This is a genomic window from Bacillota bacterium (genome assembly GCA_012839765.1).
Taxonomy (GTDB): Bacteria; Bacillota; Limnochordia; order DUMW01; family DUMW01; genus DUMW01.
The window spans coordinates 1-15,352 of record DUMW01000022.1; the positions used below are offsets into that span (position 1 = coordinate 1).

General features: G+C 57.4%; 19 protein-coding genes and 1 riboswitch. All 19 genes read left to right on the plus strand.

Annotation, left to right across the window (positions count from 1 at the left end; genetic code table 11):
* The first annotated feature begins 235 nt into the window (after positions 1–235).
* Positions 236–316: riboswitch (cyclic di-GMP riboswitch) on the plus strand.
* 98 nt (positions 317–414) lie between these two features.
* Positions 415–804, plus strand: a complete 390-nt coding sequence (flgB, locus tag GXX57_01930) for a flagellar basal body rod protein FlgB (protein ID HHV43415.1) — start codon at positions 415–417, stop codon at positions 802–804.
* A 3-nt stretch (positions 805–807) separates the two neighbouring features.
* On the plus strand, positions 808–1,251 hold the full coding sequence (gene flgC, locus GXX57_01935) for a flagellar basal body rod protein FlgC (GenBank protein HHV43416.1): 444 nt from the start codon (positions 808–810) through the stop codon (positions 1,249–1,251).
* A 14-nt stretch (positions 1,252–1,265) separates the two neighbouring features.
* Complete coding sequence (fliE, locus tag GXX57_01940) at positions 1,266–1,559, plus strand: flagellar hook-basal body complex protein FliE (protein ID HHV43417.1); 294 nt, start codon at positions 1,266–1,268, stop codon at positions 1,557–1,559.
* 25 nt (positions 1,560–1,584) lie between these two features.
* Positions 1,585–3,123 (plus strand): flagellar M-ring protein FliF, encoded by a 1,539-nt coding sequence (gene fliF / locus GXX57_01945; GenBank protein HHV43418.1) that lies wholly within the window; start codon positions 1,585–1,587, stop codon positions 3,121–3,123.
* Positions 3,116–4,129 (plus strand): flagellar motor switch protein FliG, encoded by a 1,014-nt coding sequence (gene fliG / locus GXX57_01950; protein HHV43419.1) that lies wholly within the window; start codon positions 3,116–3,118, stop codon positions 4,127–4,129. The genes fliF and fliG overlap by 8 nt, the downstream gene beginning before the upstream one ends.
* Complete coding sequence (locus tag GXX57_01955) at positions 4,122–4,847, plus strand: hypothetical protein (GenBank protein ID HHV43420.1); 726 nt, start codon at positions 4,122–4,124, stop codon at positions 4,845–4,847. Before fliG ends, GXX57_01955 begins: the two co-directional genes overlap by 8 nt.
* Positions 4,848–4,857: 10 nt before the next feature.
* Positions 4,858–6,162: a FliI/YscN family ATPase gene (locus GXX57_01960; GenBank protein ID HHV43421.1), complete on the plus strand. Its 1,305-nt coding sequence runs from the start codon at positions 4,858–4,860 to the stop codon at positions 6,160–6,162.
* Between the two features lie 37 nt (positions 6,163–6,199).
* Positions 6,200–9,004 carry a hypothetical protein gene (locus GXX57_01965; protein HHV43422.1) on the plus strand — a complete coding sequence of 935 codons (2,805 nt, stop codon included), beginning with the start codon at positions 6,200–6,202 and terminating at the stop codon, positions 9,002–9,004.
* A gap of 12 nt (positions 9,005–9,016) precedes the next feature.
* On the plus strand, positions 9,017–9,421 hold the full coding sequence (locus tag GXX57_01970) for a hypothetical protein (protein HHV43423.1): 405 nt from the start codon (positions 9,017–9,019) through the stop codon (positions 9,419–9,421).
* Positions 9,422–9,432: 11 nt separating this feature from the next.
* The gene (locus tag GXX57_01975; protein HHV43424.1) at positions 9,433–9,795 is read left to right on the plus strand and encodes a hypothetical protein; all 363 of its coding nucleotides are present in this window, start codon (positions 9,433–9,435) and stop codon (positions 9,793–9,795) included.
* 80 nt (positions 9,796–9,875) lie between these two features.
* Positions 9,876–10,739 (plus strand): flagellar hook-basal body complex protein, encoded by an 864-nt coding sequence (locus GXX57_01980; GenBank protein HHV43425.1) that lies wholly within the window; start codon positions 9,876–9,878, stop codon positions 10,737–10,739.
* A 48-nt stretch (positions 10,740–10,787) separates the two neighbouring features.
* Positions 10,788–11,600 carry a motility protein A gene (locus tag GXX57_01985; protein HHV43426.1) on the plus strand — a complete coding sequence of 271 codons (813 nt, stop codon included), beginning with the start codon at positions 10,788–10,790 and terminating at the stop codon, positions 11,598–11,600.
* The gene (locus GXX57_01990; protein HHV43427.1) at positions 11,593–12,384 is read left to right on the plus strand and encodes an OmpA family protein; all 792 of its coding nucleotides are present in this window, start codon (positions 11,593–11,595) and stop codon (positions 12,382–12,384) included. The genes GXX57_01985 and GXX57_01990 overlap by 8 nt, the downstream gene beginning before the upstream one ends.
* Positions 12,365–12,823 carry a flagellar basal body-associated FliL family protein gene (locus GXX57_01995; protein ID HHV43428.1) on the plus strand — a complete coding sequence of 153 codons (459 nt, stop codon included), beginning with the start codon at positions 12,365–12,367 and terminating at the stop codon, positions 12,821–12,823. Before GXX57_01990 ends, GXX57_01995 begins: the two co-directional genes overlap by 20 nt.
* A gap of 16 nt (positions 12,824–12,839) precedes the next feature.
* Positions 12,840–13,178: a FliM/FliN family flagellar motor switch protein gene (locus GXX57_02000; GenBank protein HHV43429.1), complete on the plus strand. Its 339-nt coding sequence runs from the start codon at positions 12,840–12,842 to the stop codon at positions 13,176–13,178.
* Complete coding sequence (locus GXX57_02005; protein HHV43430.1) at positions 13,175–13,531, plus strand: hypothetical protein; 357 nt, start codon at positions 13,175–13,177, stop codon at positions 13,529–13,531. Before GXX57_02000 ends, GXX57_02005 begins: the two co-directional genes overlap by 4 nt.
* The gene (gene fliP, locus GXX57_02010; GenBank protein HHV43431.1) at positions 13,524–14,282 is read left to right on the plus strand and encodes a flagellar type III secretion system pore protein FliP; all 759 of its coding nucleotides are present in this window, start codon (positions 13,524–13,526) and stop codon (positions 14,280–14,282) included. The genes GXX57_02005 and fliP overlap by 8 nt, the downstream gene beginning before the upstream one ends.
* 10 nt (positions 14,283–14,292) lie before the next feature.
* Positions 14,293–14,562 carry a flagellar biosynthesis protein FliQ gene (fliQ, locus tag GXX57_02015; GenBank protein ID HHV43432.1) on the plus strand — a complete coding sequence of 90 codons (270 nt, stop codon included), beginning with the start codon at positions 14,293–14,295 and terminating at the stop codon, positions 14,560–14,562.
* A 12-nt stretch (positions 14,563–14,574) separates the two neighbouring features.
* Entirely contained in the window at positions 14,575–15,348 is a 774-nt protein-coding gene (fliR, locus tag GXX57_02020; GenBank protein HHV43433.1) for a flagellar biosynthetic protein FliR, read from the plus strand.
* Positions 15,349–15,352: the final 4 nt, after the last annotated feature.

The following is a 15,352-nucleotide window of genomic DNA, read 5'->3' on the forward strand; positions in this document are numbered from 1 at the left end:
GTTACACGGTGAGACTACTGCCAAAGGAGCTTGGCACGCCAGATGAAATATTGGAACGATATGGGATCGAACGGTCAACTTAGCACACGTTCTTTCTTTTTTCCCTGGGCTTATGTCAAAACCCCAGGATTTTTGTCTGAGAAAGAAGGGATTCGCGGGAATTTAGCGAATATGTTGTTAAGAATTTATGTTAAGGAATTCATCGCGGTACTGAAGATAACAATCGAATAGATCTCAACGATAAAGGCAAACCCATCGTGAGGTGGGGACGCAAAGCCTCGGGCCTACTGTCAGAGTAGGAAGCCGGGTTACCGAAAGAGACTATCTTTGTATAGTAGGGGCAGTCCAGGTCCTTTCCTTTATTGTTGGGATCTGGGCTGCTTCTTGTATCTATGTTCGGAAGGAGTGAAGACAATGCAAACTAAAGCCATCGCTGGTTTGGCCTATGCCTTGGATGTGGCGGCCCTCAGGCACGAGATCATCAGTGAGAATATCGCCAACATCCATACGCCGAAATACAGGCGGAAGGACCTCCAGTTTGAGGAGACCTTGCAGCAGGCCCTGGGCCAAAGCCAGCGGTTGCAGCTCGTGGGTACCAATGAGAAACATATTGGGGCCCGGCTCAGCACTGGCCCCTTGGTGCAGGAAGTCCGCACTAAGATCCGCCAGGACGGCAACAATGTGGATTTGGAGTACGAGAATGCTACCCTAGCGAAGAATACCCTCTATTACCAAGCGGTCTCGACGGTGTTGACTAGTCATCTGAAGATGCTAGGGGCGGCCATTACCGAAGGGAGACGATAATCCATGGGTTTCTTCAGCTCCTTTGATATCAGCGCTTCTGCCCTGACCGCCGAGCGGTTGCGGATGGATGTGATTTCGGCGAATATCGCCAACGCCCAAAGTACCCGCACCGAAACCGGTGACGTATACCGCCGGAAAATGGTGGTATATCGTCCCGCAAGCTATGCGCCCAGCTTCGCCCAGATCCTAGCGGGCTTGCAGGGGGACAAGGCGGCGGTGTCCGGCGTACGGGTGGCGGCCATCGTGGAGGACCGGTCAGAACTGCGCCGGGTCTATGAACCGGGACACCCCCACGCGGACCCCGAAGGCTATGTCACCTATCCCAATGTGGATGTAATTCGGGAAATGGTGGATATGATCGGAGCGGTCCGGGCCTATGAGGCCAATGCCACGGTGATTCAGGCGGGTAAGACCATGGCCCAAGCGGCCCTGCAGATCGGCCGATAGGGAGGGATGCTGGGATGAGAGTCGAGAATATTCGTCCGTTACAGATCGAAATCCAGCAGCCCCTTAACCAGCGGGTGCAGGGAAATGGACGTAGTTTTGCCTCGTTCCTCAAGGAAGCGGCAGAGGAACTTTTGCACAGCCAGCGGGTGGCCCATGAGGAGGCTTTGGCTTTGGCCCTTGGCCAAAGGGACGATCTGCACAATGTGATGCTGACAATGCAGAAGGCAGAGCTGAACTTGCAGCTTGTCATTCAGATCCGGAACAGAGTAGTAGAAGCTTACCAAGAGATTATGCGGATTCAAGTTTAAAATACCCAAGGATTGAGTGGCTCTTATGGAAATGTTCCAGCAGCTATTAGGCAGATTAAACGCGTTACCCCGTTGGACGAAAGTGTCCCTTGGGATTGGCCTGGTGGTCTTCATCGGGTTGGTGGTGGGCCCTATCCTTCTGTCCGGACGTCAGGAGTTGGTTGCCCTCTTTACTGGTCTGGATCCTAGGGACTCCGGGGAGATTGTGCGCAAGCTGGACGAACAAGGCATTCCTTACCGTCTCAGCGACCAGGGCAGGACCATCCTTGTTCCCCAAGACCAGGTGTATAAACTCCGGATTGACCTTGCCGCGGAGGGCTTACCCAGCGGTGGAGTGGTGGGGCTGGAAAGCTTCAAGGAAGCTAGTTTTGGCAGCACCGAGTTTGACCGGAGGGTCCAGTACGCCGCAGCCTTGCAGGGGGAACTGACTAGGACTTTGAGGCAATTGGAGGAAGTGGAAGACGCCCGGGTGCACCTGGTGATTCCCGAGCAGAGCATTTTCCTCAGGGATCGCTATGAGCCCACCGCTTCGGTGTTGGTTAAGCTGCGGCCTGGACGGACCCTGAGCGAATGGCAGATTCGGGGAATTGTGAACCTGGTGGCCTACAGTGTGGAGGGTATGAAGCCCAAAAACGTCACCGTGGTGGACACCCAAGGGAACACCTTGTCTGCTTTCCTGGCGGAGGACGGGGTCTTCCAGGTATCCGGTATGCAGATGCTCACCCAGTTTCAGCTGCAGCAGCAATATGAGCGCCATTTGGAGGATCGGCTCCGTGGTCTTTTGGAGCAGGTCTTCGGTTTCGGTCGAGTGGTGGCCCGGGTGAGTGTCTCCATGGACTTCGATTACCGGGAGATCACCAGTGAGGTTTTCGAACCCGGGGAAGAGGGGCAATTGATCCGCAGTGAGCAGTTGTATGAAGAGACCTTCCGGGGTAGCACCGAGATTCCCGGGGGGATTGCCGGCATCAGTTCCAATATCCCCACCTATGAGCAGGCCGAGGGAAGTACGGTGGGGGATTACGCCAAAAGCGACATTACCCGGAACTATGAGTTGAATCGGCATGTGGAAAGGACCATCGTCGCGCCAGGCAAAGTTACCAGTTGTTCCGCCGCGGTTTGGATTGATGGGGAACTGACCCCGGAACTGGAACAGCAAGTGCGGGAGACGGCTCTGGCCACCTTGGGTCTTGGGGACCGGGTACCGTACCAGGTAGCGGTCTACTCCACTGCCTTTGCTGCCACCCCCTTCGATCAGCCAGATATTTGGGAAGAGCCGGTGGTAGAACCCGTACGTGATTATCTGCCCTGGGCCCTATTCGCCGCCGCATTAGCAATAATTATTATTCTCGTTATAGTTCTGATAAGGCGGCGGAAGCATGCACCGGCGGAAGAGAGCGCAGTTCCCGAGTGGTTGAAGGCTGCCATCGAGGCGGCCGCCGATGACGGCGCTTCACAGGAAGCAAGGAATACGCAGCACGACCTACAACAGGAAATTTCTCGGATGTACAAGGAGCAGCCGACGCAAGTAATAGATGCTTTACGAGCCTGGTTGGGGGATGTATGAGATGAAGACACGCATGTCGGGGTTACAAAAAGCAGCAGTGCTGATGATTTCCCTTGGAGCGGACCTGTCCGCGTCCATGATCCGCCAGTTGGATCCCACCGATGTGGAAGCCCTGGCGGCGGAGGTGGCCTCCACTAAGAGCGTGGACACGGAGACCCGACAGGCCGTTTTGCAGGAGTTTCGGGACATGTGCTTAGCCTTCGATTACGCCTCCCGGGGTGGTATCGATTACGCCCGGGCCATTTTGGAGAAGGCCATGGGACGGCAACAGGCGGAGGAGATCCTCTCCCGCCTGAAGAGCCGGTTCCAGCAGCGTCCCTTTGAATTTGCCCGGCGGGCTTCGGTGGATCAACTCCTCAGTTTCCTAGAGGGAGAACATCCCCAGACCGTGGCCCTCACCCTGTGCCACTTAAGTCCCGGTCAGGCGGCCGCCATTTTGGCCGAGCTGCCGCCGGAACAGCAGGCTAACGTGGCCAAAAGGATCGCCAGTATCGACCGGATTGCTCCCGATGCGGTGGCTTTGGTGGAACAAGCCCTCAAGGAGAAGCTCGCTTCCTACGAAGGTCAGCATGTAAACGTCTCCGGGGGTATCGACGCCATCGTAGACATCCTGAACCGGGTGGACCGTACTACGGAAAAGGCGATCCTGGATCGATTGGCCCAGAATGATCCCGACTTAGCCGAAGAGATCCGGGAACGGATGTTCGTCTTTGAGGATATCATCTTCCTGGACGATCGGGCAGTCCAGCGGGTACTGCGGGAGGTCAGTTCCCGGGATATCGCCTTGGCCCTCAAGACCGCCAGCGAAGATGTGGCCAATGTCATCTTCAACAACATGTCTTCCCGGGCTGCCGAGGCTCTTAAGGAAGATATTGCAGTGATGGGCCCCGTGCGACTACGGGAAGTGGAAGAGGCCCAAGGTCGGATTGTCAATATCATTCGTCGGTTGGATGAACTGGGCGAGATCGTCATCGCCCGGGGAGGGGAGGATACCGTCGTTGTCTAGCTTAGTGAAGGGTCAATTTGTTTGTAAGGTGCAAAACGGCAGTGTTACCTATGCCCTGTATCCGAAAGAGGTACGCACCCTGGAGGAGATTCGCCACGAACTGATGGAAATCCAGCAAAAACTGGCGGAAAAGAAACGGCACCTCCAACAGGAATTGGCCAGGGAGAAGGCCATGGTGTTGGCCCAGGCCCAAGAAGAGGCCGAGGGGATCGTGGCCGCAGCCAAGGCCGCCGCGGACGAAATCCGGGAAACCGCCAGGGAAGAGGGTTTCTCTGCGGGGTACGCGGAAGGCTTTGCCCAAGGCCAGGCAAAGGCCCAGGAGCTCATCGATCAAGCCCAGCGGGTTTTGGACGCGGCGGTGGCCGACCGACGGCGTAAGATGGAGGAGTTGGAGCCCCAATTGATCGGGCTTCTGTGTGAGCTTGCTGGCAAGCTGGTGTCCTATCAGGCCAAATTCGACGACGATGTGTTGGCCGGGATTATCGAAGGGGTGCTCACGGCCGCGGAACAGGCCCGGCAGATTACCCTCCGGGTCCATCCTCACCGGGTGGCCTTGACGAGGGAACTTACGGCCCAGCTGCCCTACGAGGTGGCAGTGTTGGGCGATGACACTTTGGGTCTTGCTGATTGCTATCTAGAGTCGGATATCGGGGAGTACGATGGCCGGCTAATCAGTCAAGTGGCGCGGCTGAAACAAAGACTGATTGAGACGGCGTAGGAGTTTAGCTATGGAGTTGTTGACCAAGTACCGTTCACGGATCAGGGAAGTAGATCCCATCGTCCGTCTGGGGCGAGTGACCCGGGTGGTGGGGATCATTGTCGAGTCCATCGGGCCCGATGTACAGGTAGGCGAGTATTGCCTCATTGAAACCGGCGAGGGCCAGGAGCCCATCGGTGCGGAAGTGGTTGGTTTTCGGGATGGGCGCATTTTGCTCATGCCCCTAGCTGAAATGGATGGTATCAAGCGAGGCAGTCGGGTCATTGCCACCGGCGGCCCCCTGAAGGTCCAGGTGGGAGAGGCCCTCTTGGGCCGGGTGGTGGATGGCTTGGGACGCCCCATCGACGGCAAAGGACCCCTTACCGGTTCCTGGCGTTCGGTAAACGGACGGGCGCCGGAACCCTTGAGCCGGGAGGTTATTGATGAACCCTTGTCCTTAGGGGTTCGGGCCATTGATGGTCTACTTACCATTGGTAAGGGCCAACGGATCGGCATTTTCGCCGGTAGTGGTGTGGGTAAGAGCACCCTCATCGGAATGATCGCCCGGAATTGCGCCGCCGATGTGAAGGTCATTGCCCTGGTGGGGGAACGGGGGCGGGAAGTGAAGGAGTTTGTGGAAAGTCAGCTTGCCGCAGGCCAGGAATCGGTGGTGGTAGCCGCCACCAGTGACACTCCCCCCTTGATTCGACTGAAGGCCGGCTTTACTGCCACCACCATCGCAGAATACTTCTGCAATCAGGGGGCCGACGTGCTTTTGATGATGGATTCGGTGACTCGTCTGGCCATGGCCCAAAGGGAAATCGGCCTCAGTGCTGGGGAACCTCCCACCACCAGGGGCTACACCCCCTCCATGTTCAGCCTTCTGCCCAAGCTGATGGAGCGGGCGGGAAAGGCGGAACGGGGGAGTATCACCGGGATTTACACGGTGCTGGTGGAAGGAGACGATTTTAACGAACCCGTCTCCGATACAGCCCGGGGAATTCTGGACGGACACATCGTCCTTACCCGGAGACTGGCGGAACAGGGCCATTTTCCGGCCATTGATGTTCTGGCCAGCATCAGTCGGTTGATGCCGAAGCTGGTCAGTAAAGAACACTTGGTCAATGCCCGCAAGGTGGTTAAGCTTCTGGCCGCCTACCGCGAGGTGGAGGACTTGATCCAAGTGGGGGCCTACAAACCGGGCAACAACCCGGAGACCGACTTGGCGGTGGAGATGTATGGTCCCTTGAACGGATTTCTGCAACAGGACCAAGAGGAAGCCATACCCTTTGAGGAAACCTACCAGCAGCTACAAGCCCTGGTGGGACACCTGTAGATAGAAGAGAACTGAGAGGGAAAGGAGGTGAAAAATGATGGAATTATCCCTGGCCATTGGGTCAGTACACAATCTGGTGGAACAGCTGGCACCGGGACAATCCACTAAAACTTCGAAAGAACACTTTCAAGCCACCCTGGCTGGGATCTTGGAGCTTTTGGTTCGGGGTGAGGCCAAGAGGCCTCCGGAACAGGCCTTGAAACAGCTTAAGTTGCCCATTAAGGGATTGAATGCTACTGGGGATCAGGAGATACCCCTGGATCCCAAGGAACTCTTGCAGGCGGTACTGGCCGTACCCATAGGGATGAGTCCCCTGGAGACTGTGGAGTTGGTGCCGGCCAAGGAAGGAGAAGGGGTTGCCATTGAACCCATCGGTGTTGGAGATCAAGTTTCTGTCCAATCTGCCAAGGAGGCTATGGTACAGCCCAGGTCCTTTGTCCATGGGCCCGAGATGCTTAGTGACCTGCCGGTGGCCTTTACAGCCCCCTCCGAGGAAGGGGTGCGCAACCCCCAAGCCCCAAAGATGCCACTGGCAGGAGCCGGGGATCCGGCACTGGAAACCTTCCCCACGGTCGACCCCAGAGGGACGGAATTGGAACTGGACAGGGTCCAGTCCGTAGGGGAGGAAGAGGTAAGCCTCCTGTTCCCAGATTCCGTGGGGGAAGGGTCAAGGGAGACCACGGTACAGCGGCCACCCTTAACCCAGGGGGTGGAAGGATCGGTACCGGGCATGGTGCCTAAGGAGACTCCCTTGGAGGGTCCCCAGGGGATGCTGGTACCCAAGTCTTCCCAGTCCCCAGATCTTCTCCGAAGCCGTGGGATGGTCCAACAGGGAACCATCCTGGATCAGAAAACCGAGTGGGAGTCCGGTTCCTTGTGGCAAGCCCTAGGGGAGAGGTTGGTGGTAGAGGTAGCGCCTGGACCAAGGGAGTTTACCCTTTCCCCAGAAAGACCCCGTCGTAATCACTGGGTTCCCGGAGAGCTGCGGTCCAGTCAACCCTCGGGACCCCGGGAACTAGGGATCCGGGTCAATCCACAGCCACATAGACCCTTGGGGCAAGCGACCATCCCGGAGGTGGAGGCCTTCTCGACTTCTCAAGTAGCTTCCCCGGAGGAGACCCCGCGGGTGCAAAGGCCGGTGGATCTTTCGGTCTTCCCGGAGCAAGTCCTAGAAAGGGAACTGTTGGTTTCGACGGTGTCAAGGAATAGGGAAACCTTCAACCTCGTCGTTGGCGGCCAAAGGGAGGATACACGGCCTAGGGAAGTTGGGGAGAGGGTCCTTGTCCAGGAGCCCGCTACTGTGGTTTTTGAGGTGGTGCCATCTCCCAAAACGCTGGAGATACCTCTGATGATGCTTGGGTCCCGGGATCTTACCCCGGTGGAGGACCTCACCCGACAAGAGGAAGACATAGCCCATGGGGAACCTTTGGTTTTCGTGGAAGAAGAGCAAGGACAACCCCAACCGGTGCGCATGAAGACTCCTGTCCTGGTGGAGACAAGTTCCGGTATCGAGGTGCCAAGGGGAGGATCCCAACGGGTGGACACCGTCCCTTCCGAGGATACTCCAGAGCAGAACGGACAGGTTTTGGAGATGGAAAGGAGCCGCTTCTTACCGGAAGCTTTAGAGGGTGTAGCCTTTATTGAGGAGACAAGCTTCGCCGAGGAGATAAGCTCTCCGGAATTGGCAAAGGTCCAGACTGCGGAACCGGAAGGGCAAAGGGTTCGGGAAGAAGGGCCGTGGTGGATAGTTCGGGAACCTAGCCCGGAGCCAGCACCCCGGGCCGTATCAAACCCAGTGGCAACACCACAGGGGGACCGAGGCTTTGAGCCTACGTTGGACGTGCCCCCACAGGCCCCAGCCCAAGTCTTGGACAGAGCGATTTCCAGAGGGCCTTTGGAAGAAGGAACGCAACCCTTGTCCGGGCCGGCTACCGAGCAACCCAGGGAAGACGCTTCGGGCCAGAGAACGGCACCGGCGTCGGCGCAAGTGCCCCAACCGGAGCAGTTTACCGACCGGGTCATCCCGGAACAAAGGGTAGTGGAGCCGATGGGGCAGGCAAACACCACCCAGCCGGTGGTGACCGAAGTGGAACCGAAGGCTGCGGAAAGGATCGTAGCCCACGGTTCCCGGGAGCAGCCTTTCTCCGGAGAAAGGCCCAACTCCCGGCTGATCGGGGGGACGGAAGCGAAGGAGGCTTGGGTGGAAGACGTTTCCGTCGTCACTTTTCTGGACCAAAACCCTGCGGCCCGTGAAGAGACCGGTGATCACCGGCGGGATGAAACACCACTGGGAGCCCGGCCGGAGGTCGTTCGGAGGAGCGAACCGGTTTTGCAGGAGCCTGCCTATGGAACAGAAGCGTTGCAATCTCCAGGTTCCCGGACGCCGGCGGTTTCGCTGGAGGGGGCTTTAGGAAAGGCCAGCGGTGAACCAGGGAACTTCCCGGTAGAGGAACTGGTGGAGGAAATCGTGCAGGCGGCCCAGCTGGTCTCGGCGGGGGAGGAACGGACCTTCCATTTGAAACTGGCCACCGACAAGGCGGAGATTAAGGTGGTTCTCAGTTTGGCCAATGACCGGATCAGCGGCCGGTTTGTGGTGGAAGAGGCGGCCTTGCTGCAGGTTTTGGAGGAGCGCTTGCCGGAACTGAGGGAAAGCTTCACCCGGGCCGGCGTGGATTTGGCCTCCTTTGATGCTTTCCTGCACCAGGAGCAAGGTCAACAGCATAGACAGAGTTTTTCTGCTGAACCTTGGCCCACTGTCGGATTGGCGGTGGTGGTGCCCCAGGTACAGCACCGGAAACCGACCAGGCAACTGGTTGGCACCAGTATCAATTTGCTAGCGTAGGGAGGGAGAATGATGTCTGTATCGGCGGTCAATCGGCTAACGGGAGGGCAACCTCAGACCACTGTGGAGAGCGCGGCCATGGCCGGTGAGGATTTCTTGAGACTGATGCTGACCCAGCTGCAGATGCAGGATCCTACTGAGCCGTTGGACAACTCCGAGCTTTTGCAGCAGTTTCTGGCCATGACTACTATCCAGTCGCTGCAGGAGTTGTCCACCAGTAATAATCGGATTATGTATGATTCCTCCAAGTTGCTGGGTATGCACTTCCTAGGCCGCGAGGTCACGGTGGTAACCCAGGATGAGGAGATCAGCGGTCTGGTGAAGGGCCTCCGTTACGACGCGGGCAAGGTATTCTTAGTCATTGACGGCAAAGAGTACGCTTTGAGTGATGTGGTGGCGTTGTTGGAAAACCGTTAGGAGGCATTGCCTTGATCCAGAAAGTCGGTAATGTACGGACGCAGGTGGGGGTACAGGCGCCGGGCCGTGGGGCTTCCGAATCCTTTGAGCAAGTGCTCCGGCAGACCTTGCACCCCCAGAGTACGGTGCAATTTTCCGCCCATGCCAAACGCCGGATGGCGGTACGGAACGTTACCCTTTCACCGGAGCAGTTGCAACGGCTAGATAGCGCTGTGGGGCAGGCGGCGGCCAAGGGGCTCAAGGAACCCCTGGTGCTGATTGAAGATCTGGCCCTGGTGGTTAGCGTCACGAACCGCAAGGTGATCACGGTGATCAAGGGTGGAGACGCAGAACAACGGGTATTTACCAATATCGATGGGGCGGTGATCGGCTAGGCTGGCCCTTTTGGAGGAGAGCCTATAGCCTAAGTCAGAAGGATTTAGGCTACCCATTGACTTCAAAGGAGGTTGACGCAATGCTAGGTTCACTTTATTCCGGTGTCACGGGGATGCGGGTGCATCAACAAAAACTAAATGTGATTGGTAACAACATTGCCAATGTGAATACCATCGGGTTCAAGAAAGATCGGGTGGTCTTCCAGGAGACCTTTGCCCGGACCTTGCAGGCGGCCTATGAGCCGGCGGGCAACCGGGGTGGTGTAAACCCCATGCAGGTGGGTACAGGGGTGGCCTTAAGCAGCATCGACACCATCCACGAGCAGGGGGATCTGGCTAGCACCGGCCGGATGCTGGATCTAGCCATCCAAGGGGAAGGGTACTTCATCGTGGCCCAGCCCAACGGAGTAGTCTATACCCGGGCTGGCTCCTTCGATATTGACGCCGCGGGCAACCTGATCAATCCAGCGACGGGAGGTTTTGTCCAGGGCTGGAACGCGGTGGGAGGCGTCATTGACACTTCCGGTGCCCCCACGAACATCACCATTGACCCCAGGCATCTGGGATTGGGCGGGGGCAGTGCCAGCGAGCGGTTGGAGCAACTGACCATCGATGACCGGGGTCGTCTCATCGGTGTGTTGGCGGATAACACCCCCATCATCCTGGGACAGGTGGCCTTGGCGATGTTCCCCAATCCCGCCGGGTTGAACAAGGTGGGTGGCACCAGCTTCAGTCAGAGTCTGAACTCCGGTGCTCCCCAGGTGGGCGAACCCCAAACCGGTGGTCGGGGCCGGATCATCCCCGAGAATTTGGAGATGTCCAACGTGGATCTCGTACAAGAATTCACGGAAATGATTACCACTCAACGGGGGTTCCAGGCCAACTCCCGAGTGATTACCACATCGGATGAACTGCTCCAAGAGACCCTGAACATCAAGCGGTAGTTTGGTGGGAGGACCTCGGGCGGGTCCTCCCGCAAAGAGGTGTAGACATTGGATAGAGCAACCATAATCGGTCTTCTTCTTGGGATTGTCGTTATCGTGGGTGGAATTCTCTCCAGTGATGGTTTTGGGGGCTTTTGGAACTGGCCCTCGGCGGTCATTGTGGTCGGAGGGACACTAGCGGCCACGGCCGCTGCCTTCCCATGGGAACAGCTGAAGCGGATCCCCCGTGCCATCCGTACAGTGCTGCGGCCGGACAATTTCCAAGTGACGGAGATCATTGACCAGATTATCCAGATGGACGATCTGGCCCGGCGCCACGGGCTTTTGGCCCTGGATGAGCAGCTGGATGATATTGCAGATTCCTTCCTGCGCCGGGGCGTGATGCTGGTGGTGGACGGGACCGACCGGGAGGATTTGGAGTATACCCTGGAGACGGAGATCATGCGTACCAAGCAGGAGATCAGCGGGGATTGTCAAGTCTTTGAGACCATGGCGGGCTATTCACCGGCCTTCGGAATGTTGGGTACTGTCATTGGGTTGGTGAATATGTTGGGGAACCTGTCGGATCCTGAGTCCATCGCCCCGGCCATGGCGGTGGCCCTCATTACCACCCTGTACGGGCTGATCCTGGCTAACCTTCTGTTCGGCCCCGTGGCTACCAAGCTTGCCGCCCGGGGGGAGGAGCGGCTCCAGACCATGGAAGTGATCTTCGCGGGGGTGTTGGGGCTGCAGGCGGGAGAAAACCCCCGGAACCTCCGGGAGTCCTTGGAGGTCATTGCTGGCCTGCGGCGGGAGGTGAGTGACCCTGGTGGAACGGAACGGACAAGGGAGACGCGGGGATCGCTGGAATGGCCTGCCTAAACGTAGCGCCCCCAATTACTGGCTGACGACCTATTCCGACTTGGTGACGCTGTTGTTATGTTTCTTCGTTTTATTGTACAGCTTTTCCAGTTTGGATGTGCAACGGTTTCACAGCGTCATCCGGGGATTCCAAAGCCTCTTTGGCTCTGGGATCATGGACGGGAGCTCCGGGATGTTTGAGGAGACCGCGGAGATCATGGACACTGGCCCCGCCGACTATTCTGCTACGCTCTATGGCCTTTTGAAAAGGGATTGGGAGCAGTTGGCGAAGGTGGAACAGGAACTGGCCCATCTGCTGCGGCTTAGGGGTTGGGAGGAATTGATCAGTGTTCACCGGGAGGAATGGGGGTTGGTGCTGGGTTTCAAAGACAGCGTGTTATTTGAACTGGGGAAAGCAGATTTAACCCCCGAGGCCTTGGGGATCTTAGCCGAGATTAGCCACTTCCTGTCCCAGTGGCCGAATCATGTGCGGATTGAGGGTCATGCGGACAATCTACCGATCAATAACGAACGCTTCCCCTCAAACTGGGAATTGTCCACGGCTAGGGCCACTACGGTACTGCGCTACCTGCTGGGGGAAACAGGCTTTGACCCAGAACGGATTTCCGCAGTGGGTTACGGGGAGTACCGGCCGGTGGCGCCGAACGATACGCCCGAGGGCAGGCAGCAAAACCGACGGGTGGATATTGTCATCCTTCGGCAGTCCCTGTGGGAGGCCCATGGATTGGATATTGAAGAACTCTTGAGTGGGGAGGAGACGGCCAGTGGCGGAGACGACCAGTAAAGTGGCTGGACGCTGGGGGTTTGTTGTCCTCGTCATCTTTCTTGCGGTGGGGGTGACGGTGGGCTCGGCCCTGTTCGCATATTATCTCATCCTCGGCGAGGTGTCCTTGCCCTTCTCGGGTAAGGGGGACGTCGCCACCGGTCCCATCGTGAAGTTGGGTGAGTTCATGGTGAACTTCGGTTCGCCGGACCGAATTGGTTATGCCCGGTTCGCGGTGGAATTGGAGTTGTACGAGAAGAAGGGCGTTGACATGGTGGAGAAGCGGATGGCGGCCCTACGCAACGCCGTGATTTTATACATCAGGGATTGCACCTACGACGACTTTGGTAGCAGTGCTAGTCTGCGGCAAGTGGCGGAGGCCTTGATGGACAGGTTGAACAGCATCTTGCCCACGCCCATGATTGCCGACCTGTACTTTGTTGAATTTGCGGTGCAATAGAAGGTAGGTAAGGAAGTTGGGAAAGCCACAAGTGGAGATTCGCCCAGTGAAGTTTGTGGAATTTGCCCCGCCGGAGGGGGCTGACGGGTTGGTGGAACGGGAAGAGATGGTGGATCTACCGGTAGAGGTAGTCTGTGAGTTGGGGGCCACCAGTTTGACCTTGGAGGAGATCGCCCAGCTGAAGACCGGCTCGGTGATCGTCTTGAACCGGGGAGCCGGCGAGCCCATTCCCCTCAAGGCCAACGGGCGGCAGATCGCCGAAGGAGAGATCTTCCTACTGGATAACCGGCTAGCCTGCCGGATTTCCCGGACCACGTTGACAAGACAAGAGGAGCAGAAGGGGACAAAACAGTGAAGCTGCCGCAGAGAGGGTTAATCTTGGGAGGTTGTGGGGTGCTGGCCCTGGTTTTGGCGCTGGTGTTTCCCCAGGAGGGGGAGCTAGGCTTCTTCCGCCAGCTGTTGATGGTGCTGGCGATCCTGCTGTTTTTGCTGATGGCCCGGGAGTGGTTGCTGGACAGCCAAGGGGAGGCCAAGTTCCGGCGGGATATTCTGAAGGTGGTGGCCTGGCAGAAGCTTAGCCCCAGCAGTGGCATCTGCGTGGTGGAGGTTATGGACCGGGTATTGGTGATCGGGTACACCAAGGAGCAAATCCAGCTGCTTTATGCGGTGCCCGTTGAAGGAGAAAAGAAGGATCGTGAAGATGCGTAAGACCATCGGCAAGTACAGTTTGATTCTGCTGGCCTTGGGACTTTGTGTGGCCATTGGATTGGAGGAGGCTTCTGCCCAGCCGGAGACCCTTTTGGACCTCATCGAGGAGCCGGGTTCCCGGGAGGGCTTTTTGGCCCTGGAGATCCTAGGGGTGCTCACTTTACTGTCCCTGGCGCCGGCTTTGTTGATTACCCTCACCTCCTTCACCCGGATCGTCATCGTTTTGTCCTTTGTCCGCAGTGCCATGGGCACCCAGCAGCTGCCGCCCAACCAGGTGATTATCGGTATGGCGCTGTTTTTGACCTTCTTCGTCATGGCACCGGTGGGTCAAGAGATTAACGATCTAGCCCTGCAACCTTACCTGGCTGGGGAGCTGAGTTTGTCCGAGGCCTATGATGCCGCCGTTAAGCCTTTGCGGGACTTTATGTTTTCCTTTACCCGGGAGCAGGACTTGGCGGTGTTTGTGGAGCTGGCGGGGATCGAGGAATTATGGGATGAGGATGATGTTCCTACCTATGTATTGGTGCCGGCCTTCATGGTCAGTGAACTGCGCACGGCCTTTCAGCTGGGGTTCTTGCTGTTTATTCCCTTCTTGGTCATCGATATGATCGTGGCCAGCACCTTGATGTCCATGGGCATGATGATGCTCCCGCCGGTGATCATCTCCTTGCCCTTTAAGCTTTTGTTATTCGTACTGGCTGACGGGTGGAATCTGGTGATTAGATCCTTGCTTTTGACGTACCAACGATAGGAGCGACCGCATGAACGAGCTTTGGGTAATCAACATCGCACGACAGGCCATCACCACCACGCTCATGGTGGCGGGACCTTTACTGGGGATTGGCCTTTTGGTGGGCCTGGTAATCAGCATCATCCAGGCGGTGACCCAGATCCAGGAACAGACCCTGGTCTTTGTGCCCAAGATCCTGGCGATCTTGCTCACCTTGCTATTTCTGGGTCCTTGGATGCTGCGGATTATGCTGGATTTGGTGCACCGCCTTTGGGTGGACGTCTGGTTGGGGTTGTTCTAAGGGGGAAGGGCGATGGATCTGCAGCTTCATCTAAACCATGTCTTCCTGGTCTTTACCCGTACCGCTGGGATTTTGGCCGGCACGCCGGTGCTCAGTGGCCGGACGGTGCCCACGGTGGTGAAAATCTGGGTGACCTTGACGGTGGCTTTGTGTCTGGCCCCCATCGTCTCCCTGGAAAGGCCGGTGCCCGCCCACTGGACGGATCTTGTCCAGGCCATCGTGCAGGAGGCACTGATTGGGATTAGTATCGGCTTTGTGGTGCTCCTCTTCTTCTTGGTTATGCAGATGGCTGGTACTTTCATCGATCTGCCCATCGGCTTTCGGATGGCGGAGATCCTCAGTCCCCAGGTGGATGCCCGCTCTGCCCCCTTGGGCCAGTTGTATTATCTGGTGGCGGTTTTGATTTTACTGGCTACCGATGGGTACCAGTGGATCTTTCGGGCGATTGCCGAAAGCTTCGAGCTGTTGCCCCTGCTTACGCCCCCCAGTGGGGTGTGGGCCTCCATGGCCGATGGGTTGGGACGGTTGATCTACCAGCTTTTCAAGATTAGCCTGCAGATCGCCTTTCCGGTGATGGCGGCCATTTTCGTGGCGGATGTTTTGTCGGGGATTATTGCCCGGGCGGTGCCCCAGATTAACATTTTTATCCTGGGGTTTCCCATCAAGATCGTCTTGGGCCTGTTGATGGTATTCTTCACCCTGCCCTATTTTGCCGGCCTATTGCGGGGGGTCTTCGAGTTCATGGGCCGGATGTTGTTGGAAGTTGTGCTTGCTTTGGGAGGCTAGGACC